Source organism: Streptomyces sp. NPDC048269 (assembly GCF_040652395.1).
Classification (GTDB): Bacteria; Actinomycetota; Actinomycetes; order Streptomycetales; family Streptomycetaceae; genus Streptomyces.
In genome coordinates this window covers 23,547-42,929 of sequence record NZ_JBEZLW010000016.1, presented here as the reverse complement: position 1 = coordinate 42,929, position 19,383 = coordinate 23,547, and the positions used below count along the sequence as shown (strand labels likewise).

The following is a 19,383-nucleotide window of genomic DNA, read 5'->3' as shown; positions in this document are numbered from 1 at the left end:
CGGACCGCAAGCGAAGTTACCGCCCCGTACGGTCGGGGTCACCGGCCTTGGGGTGTGATGCCGGTCGCTCCGCAGCTCGCGGGGGCGTCGGGGTCCCGGTCTCCGGGGCCGCCGCGCCCGTCGCCCCGGCCTTGTGGGCGGCCGGGAGGTCCTCGCCCGGGACCCGGCGGCGGCGCCGGTGCTTGAGCAGGGCCCAGGGGCCGCGGGCCGCCGTGACCTCCGTACCCGCCTGGCCGGCCGCCGCCGACGCGGCCTCGGCCACCGGGAGCATGTCCTCGTCCCGGGACACGTCCAGCCGGTCGGACTCCGGCCACAGCCCGAGCGCCGCGCACACGGTCGGCAGCATGGCCATGGCGGCCGTCGCGTAGCCCTCCGCCGACGGGTGGTAGGAGTCCGGGCCGAACATCTCGCGCGGGTTCGCGGCGAACTCGGGGCCCAGCAGGTCCCCCATCGAGACCGTACGGGCGCCCAGTGCCACCACCCCTATGGTCTGCGCGGCGGCCAGCTGGCGCGAGACCCTCCGGGCCATCCAGCGCAGCGGCTGGTACACCGGCTCGATGGTGCCCAGGTCCGGGCAGGTGCCCACGACGACCTCGGAGCCCGCCAGCCGCAGCCGGCGCACCGCCCCGGTGAGGCACCGCACCGACTGGGTCGGCGGCATCCGCCGGGTCACGTCGTTCGCGCCGATCATGATCACGCACACGTCCGGGGCGGGCGCGTCACCGTCCAGCAGCAGGCCCACCTGCCGGTCCAGGTCGTCCGACATGGCACCCGACAGGGCCACGTTGCGGAGCTCCACCGGCCGCTCGGCCACCGCCGCGAGCCCCGAGGCCAGCAGGGCCGCCGGAGTCTGCCGGGCCCGCCGTACGCCCAGCCCCGCGGCCGTGGAATCGCCCAGCATGCCCAGCCGCAGCGGGCCCGGGCTCTGCTCCGGTCCGCTGAACTCGCTCCCGTACAGCCCGTCCGCGCGCGGCGGATCCGGCAGCCCCGACCCGACCGTCCGCTTGGCGAACTGCACCTCCGCCAGCACCAGACCCACCGCGGCGACCCCGACCAGTCCGAGTCCGCCCCCGCCGTACGCTGCCCCCGCCGCGATCCGGCGGGCCGTTCTCGCCCTGGACACCCTTCAGGCCACCTCGCTCTCTTGTCGGGCCTCGATGACCTTCCTGCCCCGTACGTACGGTCGGCCAATCCCTTTCCGCATAGTCTGGCCGTGCCTCCCGGAGAACCCGTGGAGTCCCCTCCTTGGAGAACATGGTGCAATTCCACGACTCGATGATCAGCCTCGTCGGCAACACCCCGCTGGTGAAGCTCAACCGTGTGACCGAAGGCCTCCAGGCCACCGTCCTTGCGAAGGTCGAGTACTTCAATCCCGGTGGATCCGTGAAGGACCGGATCGCCGTACGGATGATCGAGGCCGCCGAGCAGAGCGGAGCCCTCAAGCCCGGTGGCACCATCGTGGAGCCGACCAGCGGCAACACGGGTGTAGGACTCGCCATCGTGGCCCAGCAGAAGGGCTACAAGTGCATCTTCGTCTGCCCTGACAAGGTGTCCATGGACAAGATCAACGTCCTGCGCGCCTACGGTGCCGAGGTCGTGGTCTGTCCGACCGCCGTCGACCCCGAGCACCCGGACTCGTACTACAACGTGTCCGACCGCCTCGTGCGCGAGACGCCGGGCGCCTGGAAGCCCGACCAGTACAGCAACCCGAACAACCCCCGTTCGCACTACGAGACCACCGGTCCCGAGCTGTGGGAGCAGACGGACGGGAAGATCACCCACTTCGTCGCCGGCGTCGGCACGGGCGGCACGATCTCCGGTACCGGCAACTACCTCAAGGAGGTCAGCGGCGGGAAGGTCAAGGTCATCGGCGCCGACCCCGAGGGCTCGGTGTACTCCGGGGGCAGCGGCCGCCCGTACCTCGTCGAGGGGGTCGGCGAGGACTTCTGGCCGACCGCGTACGACCCGAACGTCACCGATGAGATCATCGCGGTGTCCGACAAGGACTCCTTCCAGATGACCCGCCGCCTCGCCAAGGAGGAGGGCCTCCTCGTCGGCGGCTCCTGTGGCATGGCGGTCGTCGCCGCGCTGAAGGCCGCAGAGGGCCTCGGCCCGGACGACGTCGTCGTCGTCCTGCTGCCGGACAGCGGGCGCGGCTACATGAGCAAGATCTTCAGTGACGAGTGGATGGCAGGACACGGCTTCCTGGAGGAGGCCGGGCCCGCCGCACGCATCGGTGACGTGCTGAACGACAAGGAGGGCGGCATCCCCTCCCTCGTCCACATGCACCCCGAGGAGACGGTCGGCGAGGCAATCGACGTCCTGCGCGAGTACGGCGTCTCGCAGATGCCGATCGTCAAGCCGGGCGCGGGTCACCCGGACGTGATGGCCGCCGAGGTCATCGGCTCGGTCGTGGAGAAGGAGCTGCTGGCGGCGCTCTTCGCGAAGCAGGCCGCGCTGAGCGACCCGCTGGAGAAGCACATGAGCGCGCCGCTGCCGCAGGTCGGCTCCGGCGAGCCGGTGTCCGAGCTGATGACGGTGCTGGGCGAGGCGGACGCGGCGATCGTGCTGGTCGAGGGCAAGCCGACGGGCGTCGTCAGCCGCCAGGACCTGCTGGCGTTCCTCGCCAAGGGCGCGAAGTAGCGGTTACGGAGCGGGGCCCGGCCGTCGCACAAACGGTACGGGCCCGACACGTGACGGCAGCACCGGCTTAACACGGCTCCGGCACAGTGGTGGTTGTCGGCGGGGAAGTCCGGGAGACCGGGACCCGGCCGGCACCACCGAACGGCGTTGCGTGCCTCCGGAGCGGCTCCCGGACCGCGTGGAACGCCACCGGACGCGGACGGCCCTGACCCGGCCCGTGTCCTTCGCGGGGACCGCCGTCGTCCCGCCCCCGGGCAACCGGGGTGCGGCGGTCCCCGCCTCACCATTCCCCGGTCCCGCCGGCGTTCGCGGCGCGGGATCCGGCGCAGCCGCAACGGAGCCGCACCCGCGTCAGTCGGCCGACCCCCGCCGGAGGCGTTTGGAGGCGTGGATGAAGTTCACGCCCAGGATCCCGGCCCAGGCCACCACGAGTCCGCTCAGATGGGCATGGGCCGCGGCGATCGCCGACAACGGTACCGCCAGGACCAGCGTGACGACGGCGAAGCCGAAGCGTTCGCCGAAACCCCCCTCCGCAAGGGCGGCCGGACCGGCGGGGCCCCGCGCTGCGGACAGCCGGTCCTCCGCGAGCCGCCGCCGGAGCTGCGTGTCGACCTTGTCGACGAACGAGTCCACCAGCGCGGCCTCGTACTCCGGGCCCAGCTCCCGCCGGGCGTCCAGCGTGGCGTCGAGTTCCTTCTTCAGCTCTCGGGCGTACGCGTCCATGCCCCCACCGTAGGAACCGCCGGAGCCCCCGGCACTGGGGGTAGCCCCCGTATCCGGATCGCGGGAGCGGCTTGCCGTGCTGCATAACCACATGCAGAGTGCTCGGTGACTGAATATCTCACCGGGACGGAGGGGACGGGCATGAGCGACAGCCCGGCCGCGCGGCTGCAGAAGCTCTTCGAGGGGCACCGGCTGACGCCGACCCAGCGGCGCATCGCGCACTGCATGGTGCGCGGAGCGGCGGACGTGCCGTTCCTGTCGAGCGTGGAGCTCGCCGATCTGGCCGGGGTGAGCCAGCCGTCGGTGACCCGGTTCGCGGTGGCGCTGGGCTTCGACGGGTACCCGGCGCTGCGCCGGCACCTGCGCGAGGTGGCCCCAGGGGAGCGGACCGAGGCCGGGCACGAGGACGCGTACAACGAGTACCAGCAGGCCGTCCAGGGCGAGATCGAGAACCTGCGGCAGCTCGCGGCGATGCTCGCCGACCCCGCGCCGGTCCAGGAGGCGGGGCGGCTGCTGGCGGCCTCCACCCCGCTGCCCGTCCTGGGGCTGCGGGCGGCGTCCTCACAGGCGCGCGGGTTCGCGTACTTCGCCGCCAAGGTCCACCCGGACGTACGGCTCCTCGACGAGGGCGGCTCGATGCTGGAGGACCGGATCGACGCGGCCGCCGGCGCGGGCGCCTCGGCGCTGCTCTGCTTCGCGCTGCCCCGCCATCCCCGGGAGGTCGTGGACACCCTGGAGCGCTCCCGGCGGGCCGGGCTGACCGTGGTGACGGTCGCCGACTCGGTCTTCGCGCCCGTGGCCCGCCACTCGGACCTGCTGATCCCGGCGCCGGTCGGGACCGGGCTGGCCTTCGACACGGCGTGCGCGCCGATGCTGCTGGGCCGGGTGCTGCTGGAGGCGATGGCGGACGCCCTGCCGGACGCGCAGGCCCGGCTGGAGGCCTTCGACGCGCGGGCCGCCGCGCGCGGGCTGTTCGTGGAGTGAGGGCGGTTCACCGGTAGTCGAGCTCGGCCAGTTCGGTGGCGAGGCGGTCGCGCAGCGCCGGGACGCGGGCGAGGACGGGGAGCACGGCGTTGCGCACGGCGCGCAGCGCCGGGTTCCGGGTCGTGGCGACGCGCGTCATCCGGTCGGTGAGGGCGACCACCCGAAGGGCGACCGGGCGGCGGCGGGCCTCGTAGGCGTCGAGCTGCCCGGTGGCCAGGGCCCGGCCGAGGGCGTAGCCGTCCTGGATGCCGGTGTTCATGCCCTGGCCGCCGGCCGGGCTGTGCACGTGGGCGGCGTCGCCCGCGAGCAGCAGCCGTCCGGCGCGGTAGCGGTCGGCGACCCGGTGGTGGATCCGGAACCGGGAGGACCAGGCGAGTGCGGTAACGGTGGCCTGGCCCGGGGCGCGCTCGTCGAGCAGGCGCTGCACGAAGGCGAGGTCCGGCTCGGCGGGGGCGTCGGCGACGGTCGCGACGATCCGGTAGTGCTTCCCGGGCAGCGGGGCGACCACGGTCAGCCCGGCGGCGCCGAAGGTGAGGGAGACCTCGCCGGGGCCCGGGGCCCAGTCCATGGCGACGTCGGCCAGGACGAACGACTCCTCGTAGGCACTGCCCGTGAAACCGATCCCGGCGGCTTCGCGGACCGTGCTGTGCCCGCCGTCGGCGCCGACGGCGTAAGAGGCGTGCAGGGTTTCGCCGGTGGCCGTGGTGAGGGTGACCCCGGACCCGTCCGCGTCCTGGGCGACTTCGGTGACCTCGTACGGACGGTGGACGTCCCCGCCGAGGGCGCGCAGGCGCTGGAGGAGCACGGCCTCGGTCTCGTACTGGGGGACCATCAGCGCGTACGGGTGGGCGGTCCGCAGGCCGTCGAAGGGGATCTCGGCGAGCGGGCGGACGCCGTCGCGGATCCGGAACCGGCTGACGGGGACGCCGCGGCCGATCAGCTCGGCCGAGAGGGCGCCGGCCGGGTCGAGCTCGTCCAGGACCTCCAGGGTCCGGGCGTGCACGACGGCGGCGCGGGACGTGTTGGCGCCCTCGCCCTGCCGGTCGAGGAGGACGAAGTCGACCCCCGCCCCGGCCAGGGTGACGGCGAGGGCGAGCCCGGTGGGGCCGGCGCCGACGATCGCGACCTCGGTGCGGACGGGGAGCGGGCGGGACTGCGGGAGTACGGCGTTGCCGGTCATGCGGGCCTCCTCCGGCGGGGCCAACGTTTGTTGGCCAACGGCTGTTGACACAAGAGTGCGCCCGCTGGGCTGGCATGTCAACGGTTGTTGGCCTACGGTTGTTGGCATGACGGCGCGGCGCTCCGAAGAGACCAAGACGACGATCCTGCGCGCGGCCCGGGAGCGCTTCGCGGCGCAGGGGTACGAGCGCACCACCATCCGGGCCGTCGCGGCGGACGCGGAGATCGACCCCTCGATGGTCATGCGCTACTTCGGCAGCAAGGAGCAGCTCTTCGATGCGGCCCTGGCGGTCGACCTGCGGCTGCCGGACCTGAGCGCCGTGCCCGCCGCCGAGCTCCCCGCCGCCCTCGTCCGGCACTTCGTGCAGCGGTGGGAGGGTGACCCGGCCGACGACGCCCTGCTGGTGCTGCTGCGCTCGGCGGTGACGAACGAGCGTGCGGCGGAGCGGATGCGGGAGGTGTTCGCCGCCCAGGTCGCCCCGGCGCTGGCGGCCGCCCTCGGTCCCGAGCGTGCCGCCCGCGCGGCGGGCCTGGTCTCCGCCCAGCTGCTGGGCCTGGCCCTGACCCGCTACCTCCTGCGGCTCCCCGCGGTGGCCGCCCTGACCCCGGACGACCTCGTCGCGGGCCTGGCCCCGGCCCTCGCGGTCACGCTCGCCGGCTGAGCCCGGTCCGGGCCTGGCGGAACCCTGTCCGAGCCCTGCCCTGCCTTGCCGTGCCCTGCCTTGCCGGGCCCTGCCCGGTCCTGCCCCGTCGTCCTGCCCGGGCTTCGCCATGCCCCGTCCGGGCCCTGACCCGGCCTGACTCTGCCCCGCCCCGCCCCTACCCCGGCCCTGCCCCGGCCTTCACCCGGTCGGCGGAGCCGAACCGGCCAGGGCCGCTTCCGTCCAGCCGTTCGCCCTTCCAACTGCCGTGCCGGGCAACGAGATTAGTGGATGTCACCGGGCGCCACACCCGCAACGGACCGCACAGCTGTACCTGCAGGGCAGCTGTCGTCGGTCGGGTGGACCTCCCGCGCCCCTCCCCACTTCTCTCCGCAGGAGAAAGCCATGTCGCTCCGCCGCGCCCTTCGCCGGTCCGCCGCCACCCTCGCCCTCGGTGCCACCACCCTGGGCATGGTCACCCTCACTTCGACGCCGGCCCAGGCCGCCGCCATCTGCGGCGGTGACGTGTCGATCTACGGCACCCTCGCCGACGGACGCCTCACCTACACGGCGATATCCCCGAACACCGGCGACCGGGTCAAGACCCTGATCGGCCCCAACCTCGGCTTCACGCCCAAGGCGATGGCGACGCTCAACTTCAACACCGTCCTCGTGACGTCGACGGCCGGCGAGCTGTACCGCGTCGACATCCAGACCAACGACAACGCGCTGGCCCTGGCCGGCGTCACGAAGATCTGGGACAGCGGCTGGACCTTCGACAAGATGACCTACGACGGCTACGGCCACCTCTACGGCACGGTCGCCGGCCAGCTCCACCGCTACAACGTCTCCCAGGCCAAGCCCTCCGGGCCCGCCCACATCGCCAAGCACGCGGTGATCGACGAGGGCTTCGTCCTCAAGACGCTCGCCGCCGCCGGCGACGACGTCCTCATCGCCAGCACGGCCGACGGCAGGCTGCTCTCCTACCAGGTCAACGGCGTGGGGGACTGGGAGAGTTCGGAGCTCAAGGGCTCCGGCTGGTCGGCGGTCGACAACCTGGTCTCGCCCGGCGGCGGCCTCTACTACGGCCGTACGAACGGCGGAATGTACTGGTACCACGACGCCGACCCCACCGACGGCAAGGGCACCGACATCGCCTACCACTCCGACGACCCGGTCGACGCGAGCGGCTGGACCCAGAGCCTGCTCTCCGCCTACGCGAGCGACTGCACCTACCAGCCGCCGGCGCCCCCGACCCCCACCCCCTCCAGCCAGGGTGGTCAGATCGCGCGCAGCGAGGTCATGAGCCGCGCCGTGAACTGGCTGAACCGCGACATCCCGTACAACCAGGGTGCCTACGCCGGCGACCCGGACGGCGACCACACCTACCGCACCGACTGCTCCGGCTTCGTCTCCATGGCCTGGCACGCCAACACCAGCTACACGACGTACAGCCTGCCGGGCGTCAGCAGCGTCATCTCGAAGTCCGACCTCCAGCCGGGCGACGCGCTGAACACCCAGGACGGGCACGTCGTGCTCTTCGAGAAGTGGGTCGACAAGGCCGCCGGCAAGTTCTCGTACATCCACGAGGCCAACACCAACGACGACATGATGCGCGGTCAGGACTACCTCAACGGCGGCACCGACGGCCGCATCGCAGGCCACGCCGCCTCGGGGTACGTCGCCCTGCGCTACGACAAGATCGTCAACGGCTAAGGGCTGTCCCGGAGCAGCGCGTCCGCGAACGCGCCGCCGGCCTCCGCGACGATCTCCGTGAGGGACTGCGCCGGGCGGGCCAGGGTGAAGCGGACCTCCCCCTCCGGGGCGACCGTGAAGCCGTGGACCGCCGGGCGCGGCAGGCTGTTGTAGCCGTAGTGGGCGGTGAAGAAGTACGCGCCCGTGTCCGGGACGCCGATCAGGTCGCCCGCCTCCAGCCGCGGCAGCTCCCGGGCCGTGGCGAGCAGGTCCCCCGCGAAGCAGGCCGGGCCGGCGATGTCCTGGGCGAGGAGGTCACCGTCCTTCGGGGCGCCCTTCGCGTCGTACGGCAGGATCCGCACCGGCCAGGCCGCCGGGGCGTACACCGTCCGGGTCGCCAGCTGGACCCCCGCGTGGGTGAGGGCGATCGGGCGGGCCCCGGTGGTCTTGGTGTACTCCACCCGGGCGAGGACCAGTCCGTGCTTGGCCAGCAGGGACCGGCCGAACTCCGTGACCAGGCCGTACGAGCCGTCGAAGAGGGCGGGGACCGCCCCGCGCAGGGCGGAGACGTACTCCGCGTACGTCGGGGTCTCCTCGTCCGAGGCGAAGTTCACCGGCAGGCCGCCGCCGATGTCGAGGGTGTCGACCTGGCGGCGGCCCGCCGCCGCGTTGATCTCCTCCGCCAGTGCGTGCAGCTCCCGTACCCCCTCCGCGATCAGCGGCAGCGGGACGCCCTGCGAGCCCGAGTGGGCGTGCAGCCGGGTCAGCCACGGGCGGTCGAGGAACGCCCGTACGAGCCACTCGCGTGCGCCCGGGTCGCGCAGCGCGATCCCGAACTTCGAGGTCGCCGTCGCGGTGGACAGGGCGTCGATGGCGCCGGCCCCGGTCTGGGGGTTGATCCGGACGCCGATCGGGGACCGGGGCGGGGACGGGGCCGCGGCGACCAGGGCGTCCAGCCGCTCCAGCTCCTGCCGGTTGTCGGCGTTGACGGCGATGCCGAGGGCCAGCGCCCCGCCCAGCTCGTCCGCCGTCTTGGCGGGGGAATCCAGGACGGTCCGCTCCGGCTCCACCCCGGCCGCCCGGGCCAGCGCCAGCTCGCCGGGGCTGGCCACCTCGCAGCCGAGCCCCGCGCCGGCGAGCAGCCGCAGGACGGGCACGATCGGGGCGGCCTTGACCGCGAAGGCGTGCAGGACGGGGGTGCCGGGCGCCAGCGCCGCCGCGAATGCGCTGGTCAGGGCGGTGGCGGAGGCGCGGATCCCGGCCGTGTCCAGCAGGCAGACCAGGGGCTGCGCGGAGTCGTGGCCGCCCACCAGGCCCTGCTCGACCGCGGCCCGTACCGCCAGATCCCGGCGCTCGGCGGCGCCCCGCATGTCCCTGTCGGCAGCCATGTCCGCCATCTCATCACCCGGCGCGGCCGCCCGCAGCTGTTGACTGAATCTATTCAGAAGGCGAGGATGTGAATGGATTAACCAACATCGGAGGAGGCACAGCCATGTCAGGACCTCGCCCCGTACGGGCCTCGCGCGGTACCGCACTCAGCACCCTGGGATGGCAGCAGGAGGCCGCGCTGCGGATGCTCCAGAACAACCTCGACCCCGAGGTCGCGGAGCACCCCGACAAGCTCGTCGTCTACGGCGGCACCGGCAAGGCCGCCCGCGACTGGCGCTCGTACGACGCCATGGTCCGCACCCTCCAGACGCTCAAGCAGGACGAGACGATGCTCGTCCAGTCCGGCCGCCCGGTCGGCGTGATGCAGACCCACGAGTGGGCGCCGCGCGTCCTGCTCGCCAACTCCAACCTCGTCGGCGACTGGGCCAACTGGGAGGAGTTCCGCCGCCTGGAGCAGCTCGGCCTGACCATGTACGGGCAGATGACCGCCGGCTCGTGGATCTACATCGGCACCCAGGGCATCCTCCAGGGCACGTACGAGACCTTCGCCGCGGTCGCCGCCAAGAAGTTCAACGGGACCCTCGCGGGCACCATCACCCTGACCGCCGGCCTCGGCGGCATGGGCGGCGCCCAGCCGCTGGCCGTGACGATGAACGACGGCGTCGCGATCTGCATCGACGTCGACCCGCGCGCCATCGAGCGCCGCATCGAGCACCGCTACCTGGACGTGAAGGCCGACAGCCTCCAGCACGCGCTCCAGCTCGCCGTCGAGGCCCGCGACGCCCGCAAGCCGCTCTCCATCGGCCTGCTCGGCAACGCCGCCGACCTGCTTCCGCAGATGCTCGCCGAGGGCGCCCCGATCGACATCGTGACGGACCAGACCAGCGCGCACGACCCGCTGGCCTACCTCCCGACCGGCGTCGACTTCGACGACATGGCGTCGTACGCGGCCAAGGACCCGGCCGGCTTCACCACGCGGGCCCGCGAGTCCATGGCCAAGCACGTCGAGGCCATGGTCGGCTTCATGGACGCCGGCGCCGAGGTCTTCGACTACGGCAACTCCATCCGCGGCGAGGCCCAGCTGGCCGGCTACGACCGCGCCTTCGCCTTCCCCGGCTTCGTCCCCGCCTACATCCGGCCGCTGTTCTGCGAGGGCAAGGGCCCGTTCCGCTGGGCGGCCCTGTCCGGCGAGGCCTCGGACATCCACAAGACCGACAAGGCGATCCTCGACCTCTTCCCGGAGAACGAGTCCCTGCACCGCTGGATCAAGATGGCGGGCGAGCGCGTCCACTTCCAGGGCCTGCCCGCGCGCATCTGCTGGCTCGGCTACGGCGAGCGCGACAAGGCCGGCGAGCGGTTCAACGACATGGTCGCGAGCGGCGAACTGGCCGCTCCGCTGGTCATCGGCCGCGACCACCTCGACTGCGGCTCGGTGGCCTCCCCGTACCGCGAGACCGAGGCCATGCTCGACGGCTCCGACGCCATCGCCGACTGGCCGCTGCTCAACGCCATGGTCAACGTCGCCTCCGGCGCCTCCTGGGTCTCCCTGCACCACGGCGGCGGCGTCGGCATGGGCCGTTCCATCCACGCGGGCCAGGTCACCGTCGCCGACGGAACCCCGCTCGCCGGCGAGAAGATCCGCCGCGTCCTCACCAACGACCCGGGCATGGGCGTCATCCGCCACGTCGACGCCGGCTACGACATCGCCGAGACGGTGGCGGACGAGCGCGGCGTCCGCGTCCCCATGCGCGAGGGTGACACCGCGTGAGCGAGGCTCCCTCCTTCCACACCATGTGGGCGGAACTCGCGTCCATCGGGCGCGACGCCGGCACCGGCGGGTACCGGCGGTACGCCTGGAGCGGTGCCGACACCGACTGCCGGAGCTGGTTCCAGGCGCAGGCGCAGGCGCGCGGGCTGACGTACGAGACCGACCGCAACGGCAACCAGTGGGCCTGGCTCGGCGACCCCCTCGCGGGGGACGCCGTGGTCACCGGCTCGCACCTGGACTCCGTCCCCGACGGCGGGGCCTTCGACGGCCCCCTCGGGGTGGTGTCCTCCTTCGCGGCCCTGGACGAACTCCGCAGGAGAGGCGCGGAGTTCGCCAGGCCCCTTGCCATCACCAACTTCGGTGACGAGGAAGGGGCCCGCTTCGGCCTCGCCTGCGTCGGCTCCCGGCTCGCCGCCGGGCAGCTGACCAAGGAGAAGGCGTACGAGCTCCGCGACGCCGACGGCGTCTCCCTGCCCCGGGCCATGGAGGCCGCCGGGTACGACCCCGAGGGCATCGGGGCCGACCCCGGACGCCTGGGCCGGATCGGCGCCTTCGTCGAGCTGCACGTGGAGCAGGGCCGGGCCCTGGACCTGTCCGGGGACCGCGTCGGCATCGCCTCCGCGATCTGGCCGCACGGCCGGTGGCGGTTCGACTTCCGCGGCGAGGCCAACCACGCGGGCACCACCCGCCTGGTGGACCGCCGCGATCCGATGCTCACGTACGCGGCGACCGTGCTGGCCGCCCGTACCGAGGCAGCCCTCGCCGGGGCCGTGGCCACCTTCGGGAAGGTCTCGGTCGAGCCCAACGGGGTCAACGCGATCCCGTCCCTGGTGCGCGGCTGGCTCGACTCCCGCGCCGCCGACCAGGCCACCCTCGACACGGTCGTCACCGCCATCGAGAAGGCCGCCCGCGAGCGCGCCGACCAGGACGGCATCGACCTCGGCGTCGTCCGGGAGTCCTTCACCCCGGTCGTCGAGTTCGAGCACGCCCTGCGCGACGAGCTGAACCGGATCCTGGGCGGCGCCGTCCCCGTGCTCGGAACCGGGGCGGGACACGACGCCGGAATCCTCTCCGCGGCCGTCCCGACCGCGATGCTGTTCGTACGGAACCCCACCGGCGTCTCCCACTCCCCGCGGGAGTTCGCCGCCGAGGACGACTGCGTGGCCGGCGTCCTCGCCCTCGCCGACGTACTGGAAGGCCTGGCGTGTCGCTGACCGCGCACAAGACGTACTGGCTGGAGCACGCCTGGCTCGGCACCCATGTCGAGCCGGGCGTCGCCCTGACCGTGTCCACGGGCGGCTCCGCCGCGGGAGCGGCCGACGGGCGGATCGCCTCGGTCCGCACCGGGGTCGAGAGCCCGCCCCCGGGCGCGGAGATCCTGCGCGGCCTCACCCTCCCGGGTCTGGCCAACGCCCACAGCCACGCCTTCCACCGGGCCCTGCGCTCCCTCGTCCAGGTCGGCTCGGGCACCTTCTGGACCTGGCGCGACTTCATGTACAAGGTCGCCCAGAACCTCACCCCCGACACGTACTTCGCGCTCGCCCGCGCCGTGTACGCGGAGATGGCGCTGGCCGGCGTCACGAACGTCGGCGAGTTCCACTACGTCCACCACGCCCCCGGCGGCGCCCCGTACGCCGACCCGAACGCCATGGGCGAGGCCCTGATCGAGGCCGCCGCCGAGGCCGGCATCCGGATCACCCTCCTCGACACCGCCTACCTCTCGGCGGGCTTCGGAGAGGCCCCGAACCCGCACCAGCTGCGCTTCTCCGACGGCACCGCCGACGCCTGGGCGGAGCGGGTCTCCGCCCTCAAGGGCCGTGATCACGCCCTGATCGGCGCCGCGATCCACTCGGTACGCGCCGTCCCGGCGGAGCAGTTGGCCACGGTCGCCGCGTGGGCGCAGGAGCGCCGGGCCCCGCTGCACGTCCACCTCTCCGAGCAGACGGCCGAGAACGACGCCTGCCAGGCCGCCCACGGCCGGACCCCGACCCAGCTCCTCGCCGACCACGGCGTGCTCGGCCCGCGCACCACCGGCGTCCACAACACCCACCTCACCGACGAGGACATCGCCCTCCTCGGCGGCACCGCCACCGGCACCTGCATGTGCCCCACCACGGAACGCGACCTCGCCGACGGGATCGGCCCGGCGACCCGCCTCCAGCGCGCGGGCAGCCCGCTCTCCCTGGGCAGCGACAGCCACGCCGTCATCGACCTGCTCGAAGAGGCCCGCGCGATGGAGCTGAACGAGCGGCTGCGCAGCCGTACGCGGGGGCACTGGACGGCGAACGCCCTGCTGACGGCGGCCACCGCCGACGGCCATGCGGCGCTCGGCCGGCCCGACGCGGGCCGCCTGGAGGCGGGTGCGCTCGCGGACTTCACCACGATCGCCCTTGACTCCGTGCGCACGGCGGGCCCGCTGCCGCGGCTGGGGGCCGAGACGGCCGTGTTCGCCGCCTCTGCGGCCGACGTCCGCCATACGGTGGTGGGCGGACGCCACGTGGTCCGCGACGGCGCCCACACCCTGGTCCCCGACGTCCCGTCGGCCCTGGCCGAGTCCATCGCCGCCGTCCGCGGCTGACGCCGCTTCCCCACCCCGCCCCTTTCCGTAACCGGGGACTCAGCCCCCAGCCCCCCATCGCCGGCGCGGCTCGAAGACCCGGGGCTCCGCCCCGGACCCCGCGCCTCAAACGCCGGCGAGGCTGAAAGACCGGGGCTCCGCCCCGCGCCTCAAACTCCGGCGAGGCTGGGTCTGGCTTCGCCTCACACCGGCGAGGCTGGATTTGCGGAGCGAATTCCAGCCCGCCCCGCGTTTGAGGGCACGGGCGCGAAGCGCCCGTACGGGGTCCGGGGCGGAGACCCGGTTACGGGAAGGGGCGGGGTGGGGGAGGAACCCCCCTGAGAGGAACCCATGACCACCACCGTCATCACCAACATCGGCAGCCTCGTCACCAACGACCCGGCCCTGGGCGAAGGCCCCCTCGGCCTGGTCGAGAACGCGGCCGTCGTCATCGAGGACGACAAGATCGCCTGGGTCGGCCCGGCCGGCAAGGCCCCGGCGGCGGACGAGACGTACGACGCCGACGGCCGCGCCCTGATCCCCGGCTTCGTCGACAGCCACAGCCACCTCGTCTTCGCCGGCGACCGCACCCAGGAGTTCAACGCCCGGATGTCGGGCCGCGCCTACTCCGCAGGCGGCATCCGCACCACCGTCGCCGCCACCCGCGCCGCCACCGACGCCGAGCTCGAAGCCAACCTGGTGCGCCACCTGGACGAGGCCCGCCGCCAGGGCACCACCACCTTCGAGACCAAGTCGGGCTACGGCCTCACCACCGCAGACGAGGCCCGCGCCCTGCGCATCGCCGCCGCGCACACCGAGGAGGTCACCTACCTCGGTGCGCACATCGTCTCCCCGGACTACGCCGAGGACCCGGCGGGCTACGTCGACCTCGTCACCGGCGACATGCTGGCCGCCTGCGCCCCGTACGCCCGCTGGGTGGACGTCTTCTGCGAGAAGGGCGCCTTCGACGGGGACCAGGCCCGCGCGATCCTCACCGCGGGCGCCGCCGCCGGACTGATCCCGCGCGTCCACGCCAACCAGCTCTCCTACGGCCCGGGCGTCCAGCTCGCCGTCGAGCTCGAAGCCGCCTCCGCCGACCACTGCACCCACCTCACCGACGCCGACGTCGACGCCCTGGCCCAGGCCGCCGACACGACCGTGGCCACCCTGCTGCCCGGTGCCGAGTTCTCCACCCGCGCCCAGTGGCCCGACGCCCGCCGCCTGATCGAGGCGGGCGCCACCGTCGCGCTGTCCACGGACTGCAACCCGGGCTCCTCCTACACCAGTTCGATGCCGTTCTGCATCGCGCTCGCCGTCCGCGACATGCGGATGACTCCCGACGAGGCCCTGTGGTCCGCCACCGCCGGCGGCGCCCGCGCCCTGCGCCGCACCGACATCGGCGCCGTCACTCCCGGAGCGCGCGCCGACCTGGCCCTTCTGGACGCGCCGAGCCACGTCCACCTGGCCTACCGCCCCGGCGTCCCGCTCGTTTCCGCGGTGTGGCAGAAGGGTCTGCGCGTCCACTGACGAACGGTCAATCCGGGCCTGTCCTTTGTCTTCCCTCCGTAAGGCCCCGGGCGTACCTTGAGCCACCAATCTGATGTGTCGTCAGTAACTTGTGGCCCGAGGGGAAGGCGAAGGTGTCCGACCGGAAACGCTCCACCGCGCTCGCGCTGGCGTCCGCGCTGGCCGGATCGGCGGTCCTGCTGGCCGCCCCCGCAGCCCACGCCGCCGTCGTCGACGTGGCGTACGACTGCAAGACCCCGATCGGGGACAAGTCGGCCGTATCGCCCATCGACATCAAGGCCGTGAAGGAAGGCGACGGCTACAAGCTGACGATGACCTTCCAGAAGGGTGTCTCGTCCAGCCCGATCGAACTCGGCAAGGGCGCGATGAACCCCAGCGCCGTCATCCTCGTCGGCGGCGCCGAGAAGGTCTCCGTGCCGGTCTCCGGCCCGCCCAACCCCGAGGCCGCGCCCGCCAACACGCCCATCAAGATCACCGACCTGTCGGGCACCTACACGCCCAAGAAGAGCGGCAAGGTCACCTTCACCGCCGACGTGCTCACCATCAAGGCGATGGGCACCACGACCACCTGCACCCCCGGCAACAGCCCGGGACCGTCCCTGGAACTGGACGTCACGGCCCCCGGCGGCGCCGCCGCGCAGTCCGGCGGCGACGGCGAGGGGGACGGCACGCTCCCGCAGACCGGCCCCACCGACTCCGCCCTCGCCCTCGGCACCCTCGGCGGCACCGTGCTGCTGTCCGGCGCCGCCGGCGTGCTCTGGCTGACCCGGCGCGGTCAGCGGGCCCGGTCCTGAACGGAGCACCCCCGGCCATGCGCGTGCTCCGAACCCCCCGAAGGCTCTGCCGGCTCGGGGTGCTGCTCCTCGCGGCCACCGCGCTGTACGCGGCCGCCGCGGCCCCCGCTGTGGCCGACGACCCCGGCTGGACCGCCGAACCCGCCGCCGGGACGGCGGCCCGCCACGGCGGCGTCCACCCGTACTTCGCGCGCCCGTATTACTACATGGCGGGCACCGCCGGCACCGTACTGGAGGACCGCCTCGCCCTGGCCAACACCACCGACCGGGAGCGCACCGTCACCCTGCGCGGGGCGGACGCCTACAACACCGCCGACGGCGCCTTCGCGGTGCGCCCGGCCAGGGAATCGAGGGGCGCAGGAGCCTGGATCAGCTTCGGCGCCGGTGCCACGGTGACGATCCCGCCCCGCACCCGCGCGGTGGTCCCCTTCACCGTCACCGTGCCGCCCGCGTCCCCGCCCGGCGACCACCCCGCCGCCGTGGTCGCCACCGAGGGCGGCCACGAGGTGGGCGTACGGGTCCATCTGCGGGTCAGCGGCCCCACCCTGGCCGCCCTCACCGTCGAGGACGTCGCCGTACGGGGCCGGGGCCCGGCCGCGGTCGTCACGTACACCCTGGTCAACCGGGGCAACGTGGCCCTCGCCCCCGAGCTCGCGCTCGACGCCGAGGGCCTCTTCGGCGAGGTCCCGGGCCGCGGCTCCCGCGCCCTGCCCGTGGAACTCCTCCCCGGCCAGCGGGTGGAGCTGACCGAGCCCTGGCCCGGCGCCCCCGTGGCCGACCGGGTGCGCGTCACCCTCACGGTCACCGCCCCCGGCGGCGCCCGGGCCGTCGGCGCCGGAGCGCGCTGGCTCGTGCCCCGGGACCTCGCCGGTTGGACGGGCCTCGGCCTGCTCGGCCTCGGCGGGACCGCCGCGGCCGCGCTGTTCCTCGCACGTGGCCGGCGGCCCCGCCAGGACCCGCCGGGCGACGCGTCGGAGGACCGGCAGCCCGCCCCGACCCCCGCACCGGAACACGAACTGACGGGAGCCTCCAGGTGAGAAGACTCGGAGCCCTGCTCGCCGCAGTGCTGGCGGTGTGCGCGCCGGCGCTGTTCCCGGCGTCCCCGGCGGCCGCCGACGAGGGCAAGCCCGCCGTGGCGCTCTCGCTCCAGGAGGCGGCCAAGGGCACCGAGATCACCGTCACCGGCACCGGCTGGCGGCCCAAGACGCTGGTGATGCTGCTGGTCTGCGGGCAGAACATGATCGGCGGCACCAACAGCTGCGCCAACGCGGACGGCGCGGCCGTCCCGGTCGCCGACGACGGGCACTTCACCGCGCAGCTGCCCGTGGTGGCCCCGCCCAAGCCCTGCCCCTGCGTCGTCAACGTCACCTCCGTCAACGGCGACCAGTCCACCGTCGCCGCGCCCCTGAAGATCACCGACCACGCGGTGGCCGAACTGCCCGCCGAATCCGGCACGCCCCGCCTGGCGATGCTCACCGGGGTCCGGCTGGAAGGCGAGGACGGGGTGCTGACCTGGTTCGGGGCCCCACCGAGCCGGAAGTTCAAGGTCACCGTCGGCAACCTCGGTTCGGCCCCGGTCAACGACCCGGTCTTCCAGCTCGGCACCGCCCACGGGGTGTTCGCGCCCCTGTGGGAGGAGGCCCGGTGGAAGGGCACCATCCCGCCGGGCGGCAAGGCGGAGATCGCCCTGGACGTCGGCCTGACCGCGGGCGCCCACGGCGACTACACGATCTCCCTCAAGTACGGCGAGACCGTCGTGGCCACCCAGCCGTGGGGCGTGGACCGGCCGTACGGGGTCCTGCTCTTCTGGGGCCTGCTCCTGCTGGTGGTCCCGGCCGCCGTCTTCCGCGTCGGCATGGCCGTCGTCGACAAGGTCCGGCCGCGCCCCGCGGCCGCCGGAGGCCGCCACCGGGGTCCCGTCCCGGCCCGCTCCGAGCGGCCGCCGGAGCCCCCTGAGACCACCACGGCGGTCCTGCCGTGGTTCACCCCGGACAGCGCGCCGGAGACAGCACCACAGACGTCCGCACCGTCTGAGAACCGTTCGACGACGAAGGGACATTCGTGAAGACCCAACGGAGGGTGAGCGCGGCCGTGGTCGCGCTGCTGCTCGGCGGCGCGGGTATCGCCACATCGGCTTCTCCCGCCCTGGCCGCCGAGGCCACGTACAAGGTCAAATGCGTTCCGCCGGCCGGCGGCGGCGACCCGGTGGAGGGCGAGACCACCGCCAAGATCACCGCCCCGGCCACGGCCAAGGTCGGCGACGAGGTCGACGTGGTCTGGGAGACCGTCAAGCCCGCCTCGAACAACACGGACCTGATGGACATCCCGAAGGACGCGGTCCAGCCCACCGGCTGGATCGCGCTGGGCGGGGGGATGGGCGAGCTGAAGGTGGTCGGGGAGAAGAAGAACCCGCCGATCCCCAAGAAGGCCCCCATGGTCATGTCCCCGATGAAGGGCAAACTGAAGCTCACCAAGGCCGGCAAGATCACCCTGACCCCCGGCAAGTACGACGTCGCCGTCACGTTCTCCTTCGGCACCTTCGTCACCAAGTGCGCGCCGGTGGGCGAGGTGAAGGGCGGGGCGACCATCGACGTGTCGGCCGGCTCCAGCGGCGGTTCGACGAGCGGGGGCACGACGAGCGGCGGTACGACGAGCGGCGGTACGACGAGCGGGGGCACGACGAGCGGGGGCACGACGAGCGGGGGCACGGCCTCGGGCGGCACGACCACCGGCGGCTCCACCACGACCGGCGGTTCCACGACCACCTCGGGCGGCTCCACCACCGGGGGAGGCGGCGGGCAGACCGACTTCCCGGGCAAGCCCGTCGAGGTCTCCTTCGACTGCGGTCCCGTCGTCCCCGGAGGCATCAAGACGCCGGTGACCATCAACGCCAAGAAGAACGGCGGCAGCTACGACCTGACCGTCAAGACCGCCAAGGGTGCGATGGCCGCGCCCATGGCCCTGCCGGCGGGAGCGCTCAAGCCCTCGATGGACGTCAAGCTCGGCGGCGCCGACAGCGGCACGGTCAAGGTCGCCGGCCCAGCCAACGCGGAGGCGATCCCGGACAAGGGCCCGGTCAGCCTCAGCGACATGACCGGCACCTACAAGCCCGGCAAGACCGGCAAGGTGACGCTCAGCCCTGACCAGCTGACGATCGACGTCACCATGGCCCCGGGCGCCACACCGATCAACGTGCCCTGCAAGGCGGCCAGCAGCGGTGTCTCGCTGGAGTTGGACACCACCGCCCAGGCGGGCGGCTCCGGCTCCTCGACCAGCACCACCACCTCCGGCGGCCTCGCCGACACGGGCGCCGAGGACGAGGGCGGCATCCGGGCCCTGGCCCTGGTCGCCGGCACGGTGATCCTGCTCGGCGGCGCGGTCTTCACGTTCACCCCGTGGCGCCGCCTGCGCGGCACGCGGTAGCCCGTACAACGCGGCGGCCCGGCACACCAGGAGGTGTGCCGGGCCGCCGCGCGCGTTGCG

At 73.5% G+C, this 19,383-nt stretch carries 16 protein-coding genes; 12 read left to right on the top strand and 4 right to left on the bottom strand.

Features of this window, described 5'->3' with window-relative positions:
* Positions 1–16: 16 nt before the first annotated feature.
* Positions 17–1,123: an SGNH/GDSL hydrolase family protein gene (locus AB0D48_RS19525; RefSeq protein ID WP_362397955.1), complete on the bottom strand. Its 1,107-nt coding sequence runs from the start codon at positions 1,121–1,123 to the stop codon at positions 17–19.
* 134 nt (positions 1,124–1,257) lie between these two features.
* On the opposite strand from AB0D48_RS19525, the gene AB0D48_RS19520 reads away from it, so the two are divergent.
* On the top strand, positions 1,258–2,643 hold the full coding sequence (locus AB0D48_RS19520) for a cystathionine beta-synthase (protein ID WP_362398209.1): 1,386 nt from the start codon (positions 1,258–1,260) through the stop codon (positions 2,641–2,643).
* 351 nt (positions 2,644–2,994) lie between these two features.
* Here the strand turns inward: AB0D48_RS19520 and AB0D48_RS19515 are convergent, their stop codons facing one another.
* Positions 2,995–3,366 carry a hypothetical protein gene (locus AB0D48_RS19515; protein ID WP_362397952.1) on the bottom strand — a complete coding sequence of 124 codons (372 nt, stop codon included), beginning with the start codon at positions 3,364–3,366 and terminating at the stop codon, positions 2,995–2,997.
* Between the two features lie 141 nt (positions 3,367–3,507).
* Between AB0D48_RS19515 and AB0D48_RS19510 the strand changes: the two genes are divergently transcribed.
* Complete coding sequence (locus tag AB0D48_RS19510) at positions 3,508–4,350, top strand: MurR/RpiR family transcriptional regulator (RefSeq protein WP_362397949.1); 843 nt, start codon at positions 3,508–3,510, stop codon at positions 4,348–4,350.
* A 7-nt stretch (positions 4,351–4,357) separates the two neighbouring features.
* Here the strand turns inward: AB0D48_RS19510 and AB0D48_RS19505 are convergent, their stop codons facing one another.
* Complete coding sequence (locus AB0D48_RS19505; RefSeq protein ID WP_362397947.1) at positions 4,358–5,530, bottom strand: FAD-dependent monooxygenase; 1,173 nt, start codon at positions 5,528–5,530, stop codon at positions 4,358–4,360.
* Positions 5,531–5,636: 106 nt separating this feature from the next.
* On the opposite strand from AB0D48_RS19505, the gene AB0D48_RS19500 reads away from it, so the two are divergent.
* Both AB0D48_RS19500 and AB0D48_RS19495 read left to right on the top strand, forming a co-directional pair.
* The gene (locus tag AB0D48_RS19500; protein WP_362397944.1) at positions 5,637–6,191 is read left to right on the top strand and encodes a TetR family transcriptional regulator; all 555 of its coding nucleotides are present in this window, start codon (positions 5,637–5,639) and stop codon (positions 6,189–6,191) included.
* A 384-nt stretch (positions 6,192–6,575) separates the two neighbouring features.
* Positions 6,576–7,886: a hypothetical protein gene (locus AB0D48_RS19495; protein ID WP_362397942.1), complete on the top strand. Its 1,311-nt coding sequence runs from the start codon at positions 6,576–6,578 to the stop codon at positions 7,884–7,886.
* On the opposite strand, the gene AB0D48_RS19490 is transcribed toward AB0D48_RS19495, so the two are convergent.
* Positions 7,883–9,253, bottom strand: coding sequence for a diaminopimelate decarboxylase (locus AB0D48_RS19490; protein ID WP_362397939.1), 1,371 nt, complete (start codon positions 9,251–9,253; stop codon positions 7,883–7,885). The genes AB0D48_RS19495 and AB0D48_RS19490 overlap by 4 nt on opposite strands.
* 104 nt (positions 9,254–9,357) lie before the next feature.
* Between AB0D48_RS19490 and hutU the strand changes: the two genes are divergently transcribed.
* The 8 genes from hutU (at position 9,358) to AB0D48_RS19450 (ending at position 19,323) form a co-directional block, all read left to right on the top strand.
* Positions 9,358–11,022: a urocanate hydratase gene (gene hutU, locus AB0D48_RS19485; protein ID WP_362397936.1), complete on the top strand. Its 1,665-nt coding sequence runs from the start codon at positions 9,358–9,360 to the stop codon at positions 11,020–11,022.
* 23 nt (positions 11,023–11,045) lie between these two features.
* Complete coding sequence (locus AB0D48_RS19480; RefSeq protein ID WP_362398206.1) at positions 11,046–12,236, top strand: allantoate amidohydrolase; 1,191 nt, start codon at positions 11,046–11,048, stop codon at positions 12,234–12,236.
* Positions 12,233–13,600, top strand: coding sequence for a formimidoylglutamate deiminase (locus tag AB0D48_RS19475; protein WP_362398203.1), 1,368 nt, complete (start codon positions 12,233–12,235; stop codon positions 13,598–13,600). Before AB0D48_RS19480 ends, AB0D48_RS19475 begins: the two co-directional genes overlap by 4 nt.
* Positions 13,601–13,930: 330 nt before the next feature.
* Positions 13,931–15,106 (top strand): imidazolonepropionase, encoded by a 1,176-nt coding sequence (gene hutI, locus AB0D48_RS19470; protein WP_362397934.1) that lies wholly within the window; start codon positions 13,931–13,933, stop codon positions 15,104–15,106.
* 113 nt (positions 15,107–15,219) lie between these two features.
* Positions 15,220–15,900: an LPXTG cell wall anchor domain-containing protein gene (locus tag AB0D48_RS19465; RefSeq protein ID WP_362397931.1), complete on the top strand. Its 681-nt coding sequence runs from the start codon at positions 15,220–15,222 to the stop codon at positions 15,898–15,900.
* A 17-nt stretch (positions 15,901–15,917) separates the two neighbouring features.
* Entirely contained in the window at positions 15,918–16,937 is a 1,020-nt protein-coding gene (locus AB0D48_RS19460) for a hypothetical protein (protein WP_362397928.1), read from the top strand.
* Positions 16,938–16,966: 29 nt separating this feature from the next.
* A complete protein-coding gene (locus AB0D48_RS19455; RefSeq protein ID WP_362398200.1) occupies positions 16,967–17,965 on the top strand; it encodes a hypothetical protein in 999 nt (332 codons plus the stop codon).
* Complete coding sequence (locus AB0D48_RS19450; RefSeq protein WP_362397925.1) at positions 17,962–19,323, top strand: hypothetical protein; 1,362 nt, start codon at positions 17,962–17,964, stop codon at positions 19,321–19,323. The genes AB0D48_RS19455 and AB0D48_RS19450 overlap by 4 nt, the downstream gene beginning before the upstream one ends.
* Positions 19,324–19,383 lie beyond the last annotated feature (60 nt).

Bases quoted from the DNA above. Each gene is read 5' to 3' on its own strand.
- AB0D48_RS19515 (WP_362397952.1), bottom strand. From the start codon at position 3,366: ATGGACGCGTACGCCCGAGAGCTGAAGAAGGAACTCGACGCCACGCTG.
- AB0D48_RS19510 (WP_362397949.1), top strand. From the start codon at position 3,508: ATGAGCGACAGCCCGGCCGCGCGGCTGCAGAAGCTCTTCGAGGGGCAC.
- AB0D48_RS19505 (WP_362397947.1), bottom strand. From the start codon at position 5,530: ATGACCGGCAACGCCGTACTCCCGCAGTCCCGCCCGCTCCCCGTCCGC.
- AB0D48_RS19500 (WP_362397944.1), top strand. From the start codon at position 5,637: ATGACGGCGCGGCGCTCCGAAGAGACCAAGACGACGATCCTGCGCGCG.
- AB0D48_RS19495 (WP_362397942.1), top strand. From the start codon at position 6,576: ATGTCGCTCCGCCGCGCCCTTCGCCGGTCCGCCGCCACCCTCGCCCTC.
- AB0D48_RS19490 (WP_362397939.1), bottom strand. From the start codon at position 9,253: ATGGCTGCCGACAGGGACATGCGGGGCGCCGCCGAGCGCCGGGATCTG.
- hutU (WP_362397936.1), top strand. From the start codon at position 9,358: ATGTCAGGACCTCGCCCCGTACGGGCCTCGCGCGGTACCGCACTCAGC.
- AB0D48_RS19480 (WP_362398206.1), top strand. From the start codon at position 11,046: ATGTGGGCGGAACTCGCGTCCATCGGGCGCGACGCCGGCACCGGCGGG.
- hutI (WP_362397934.1), top strand. From the start codon at position 13,931: ATGACCACCACCGTCATCACCAACATCGGCAGCCTCGTCACCAACGAC.
- AB0D48_RS19460 (WP_362397928.1), top strand. From the start codon at position 15,918: ATGCGCGTGCTCCGAACCCCCCGAAGGCTCTGCCGGCTCGGGGTGCTG.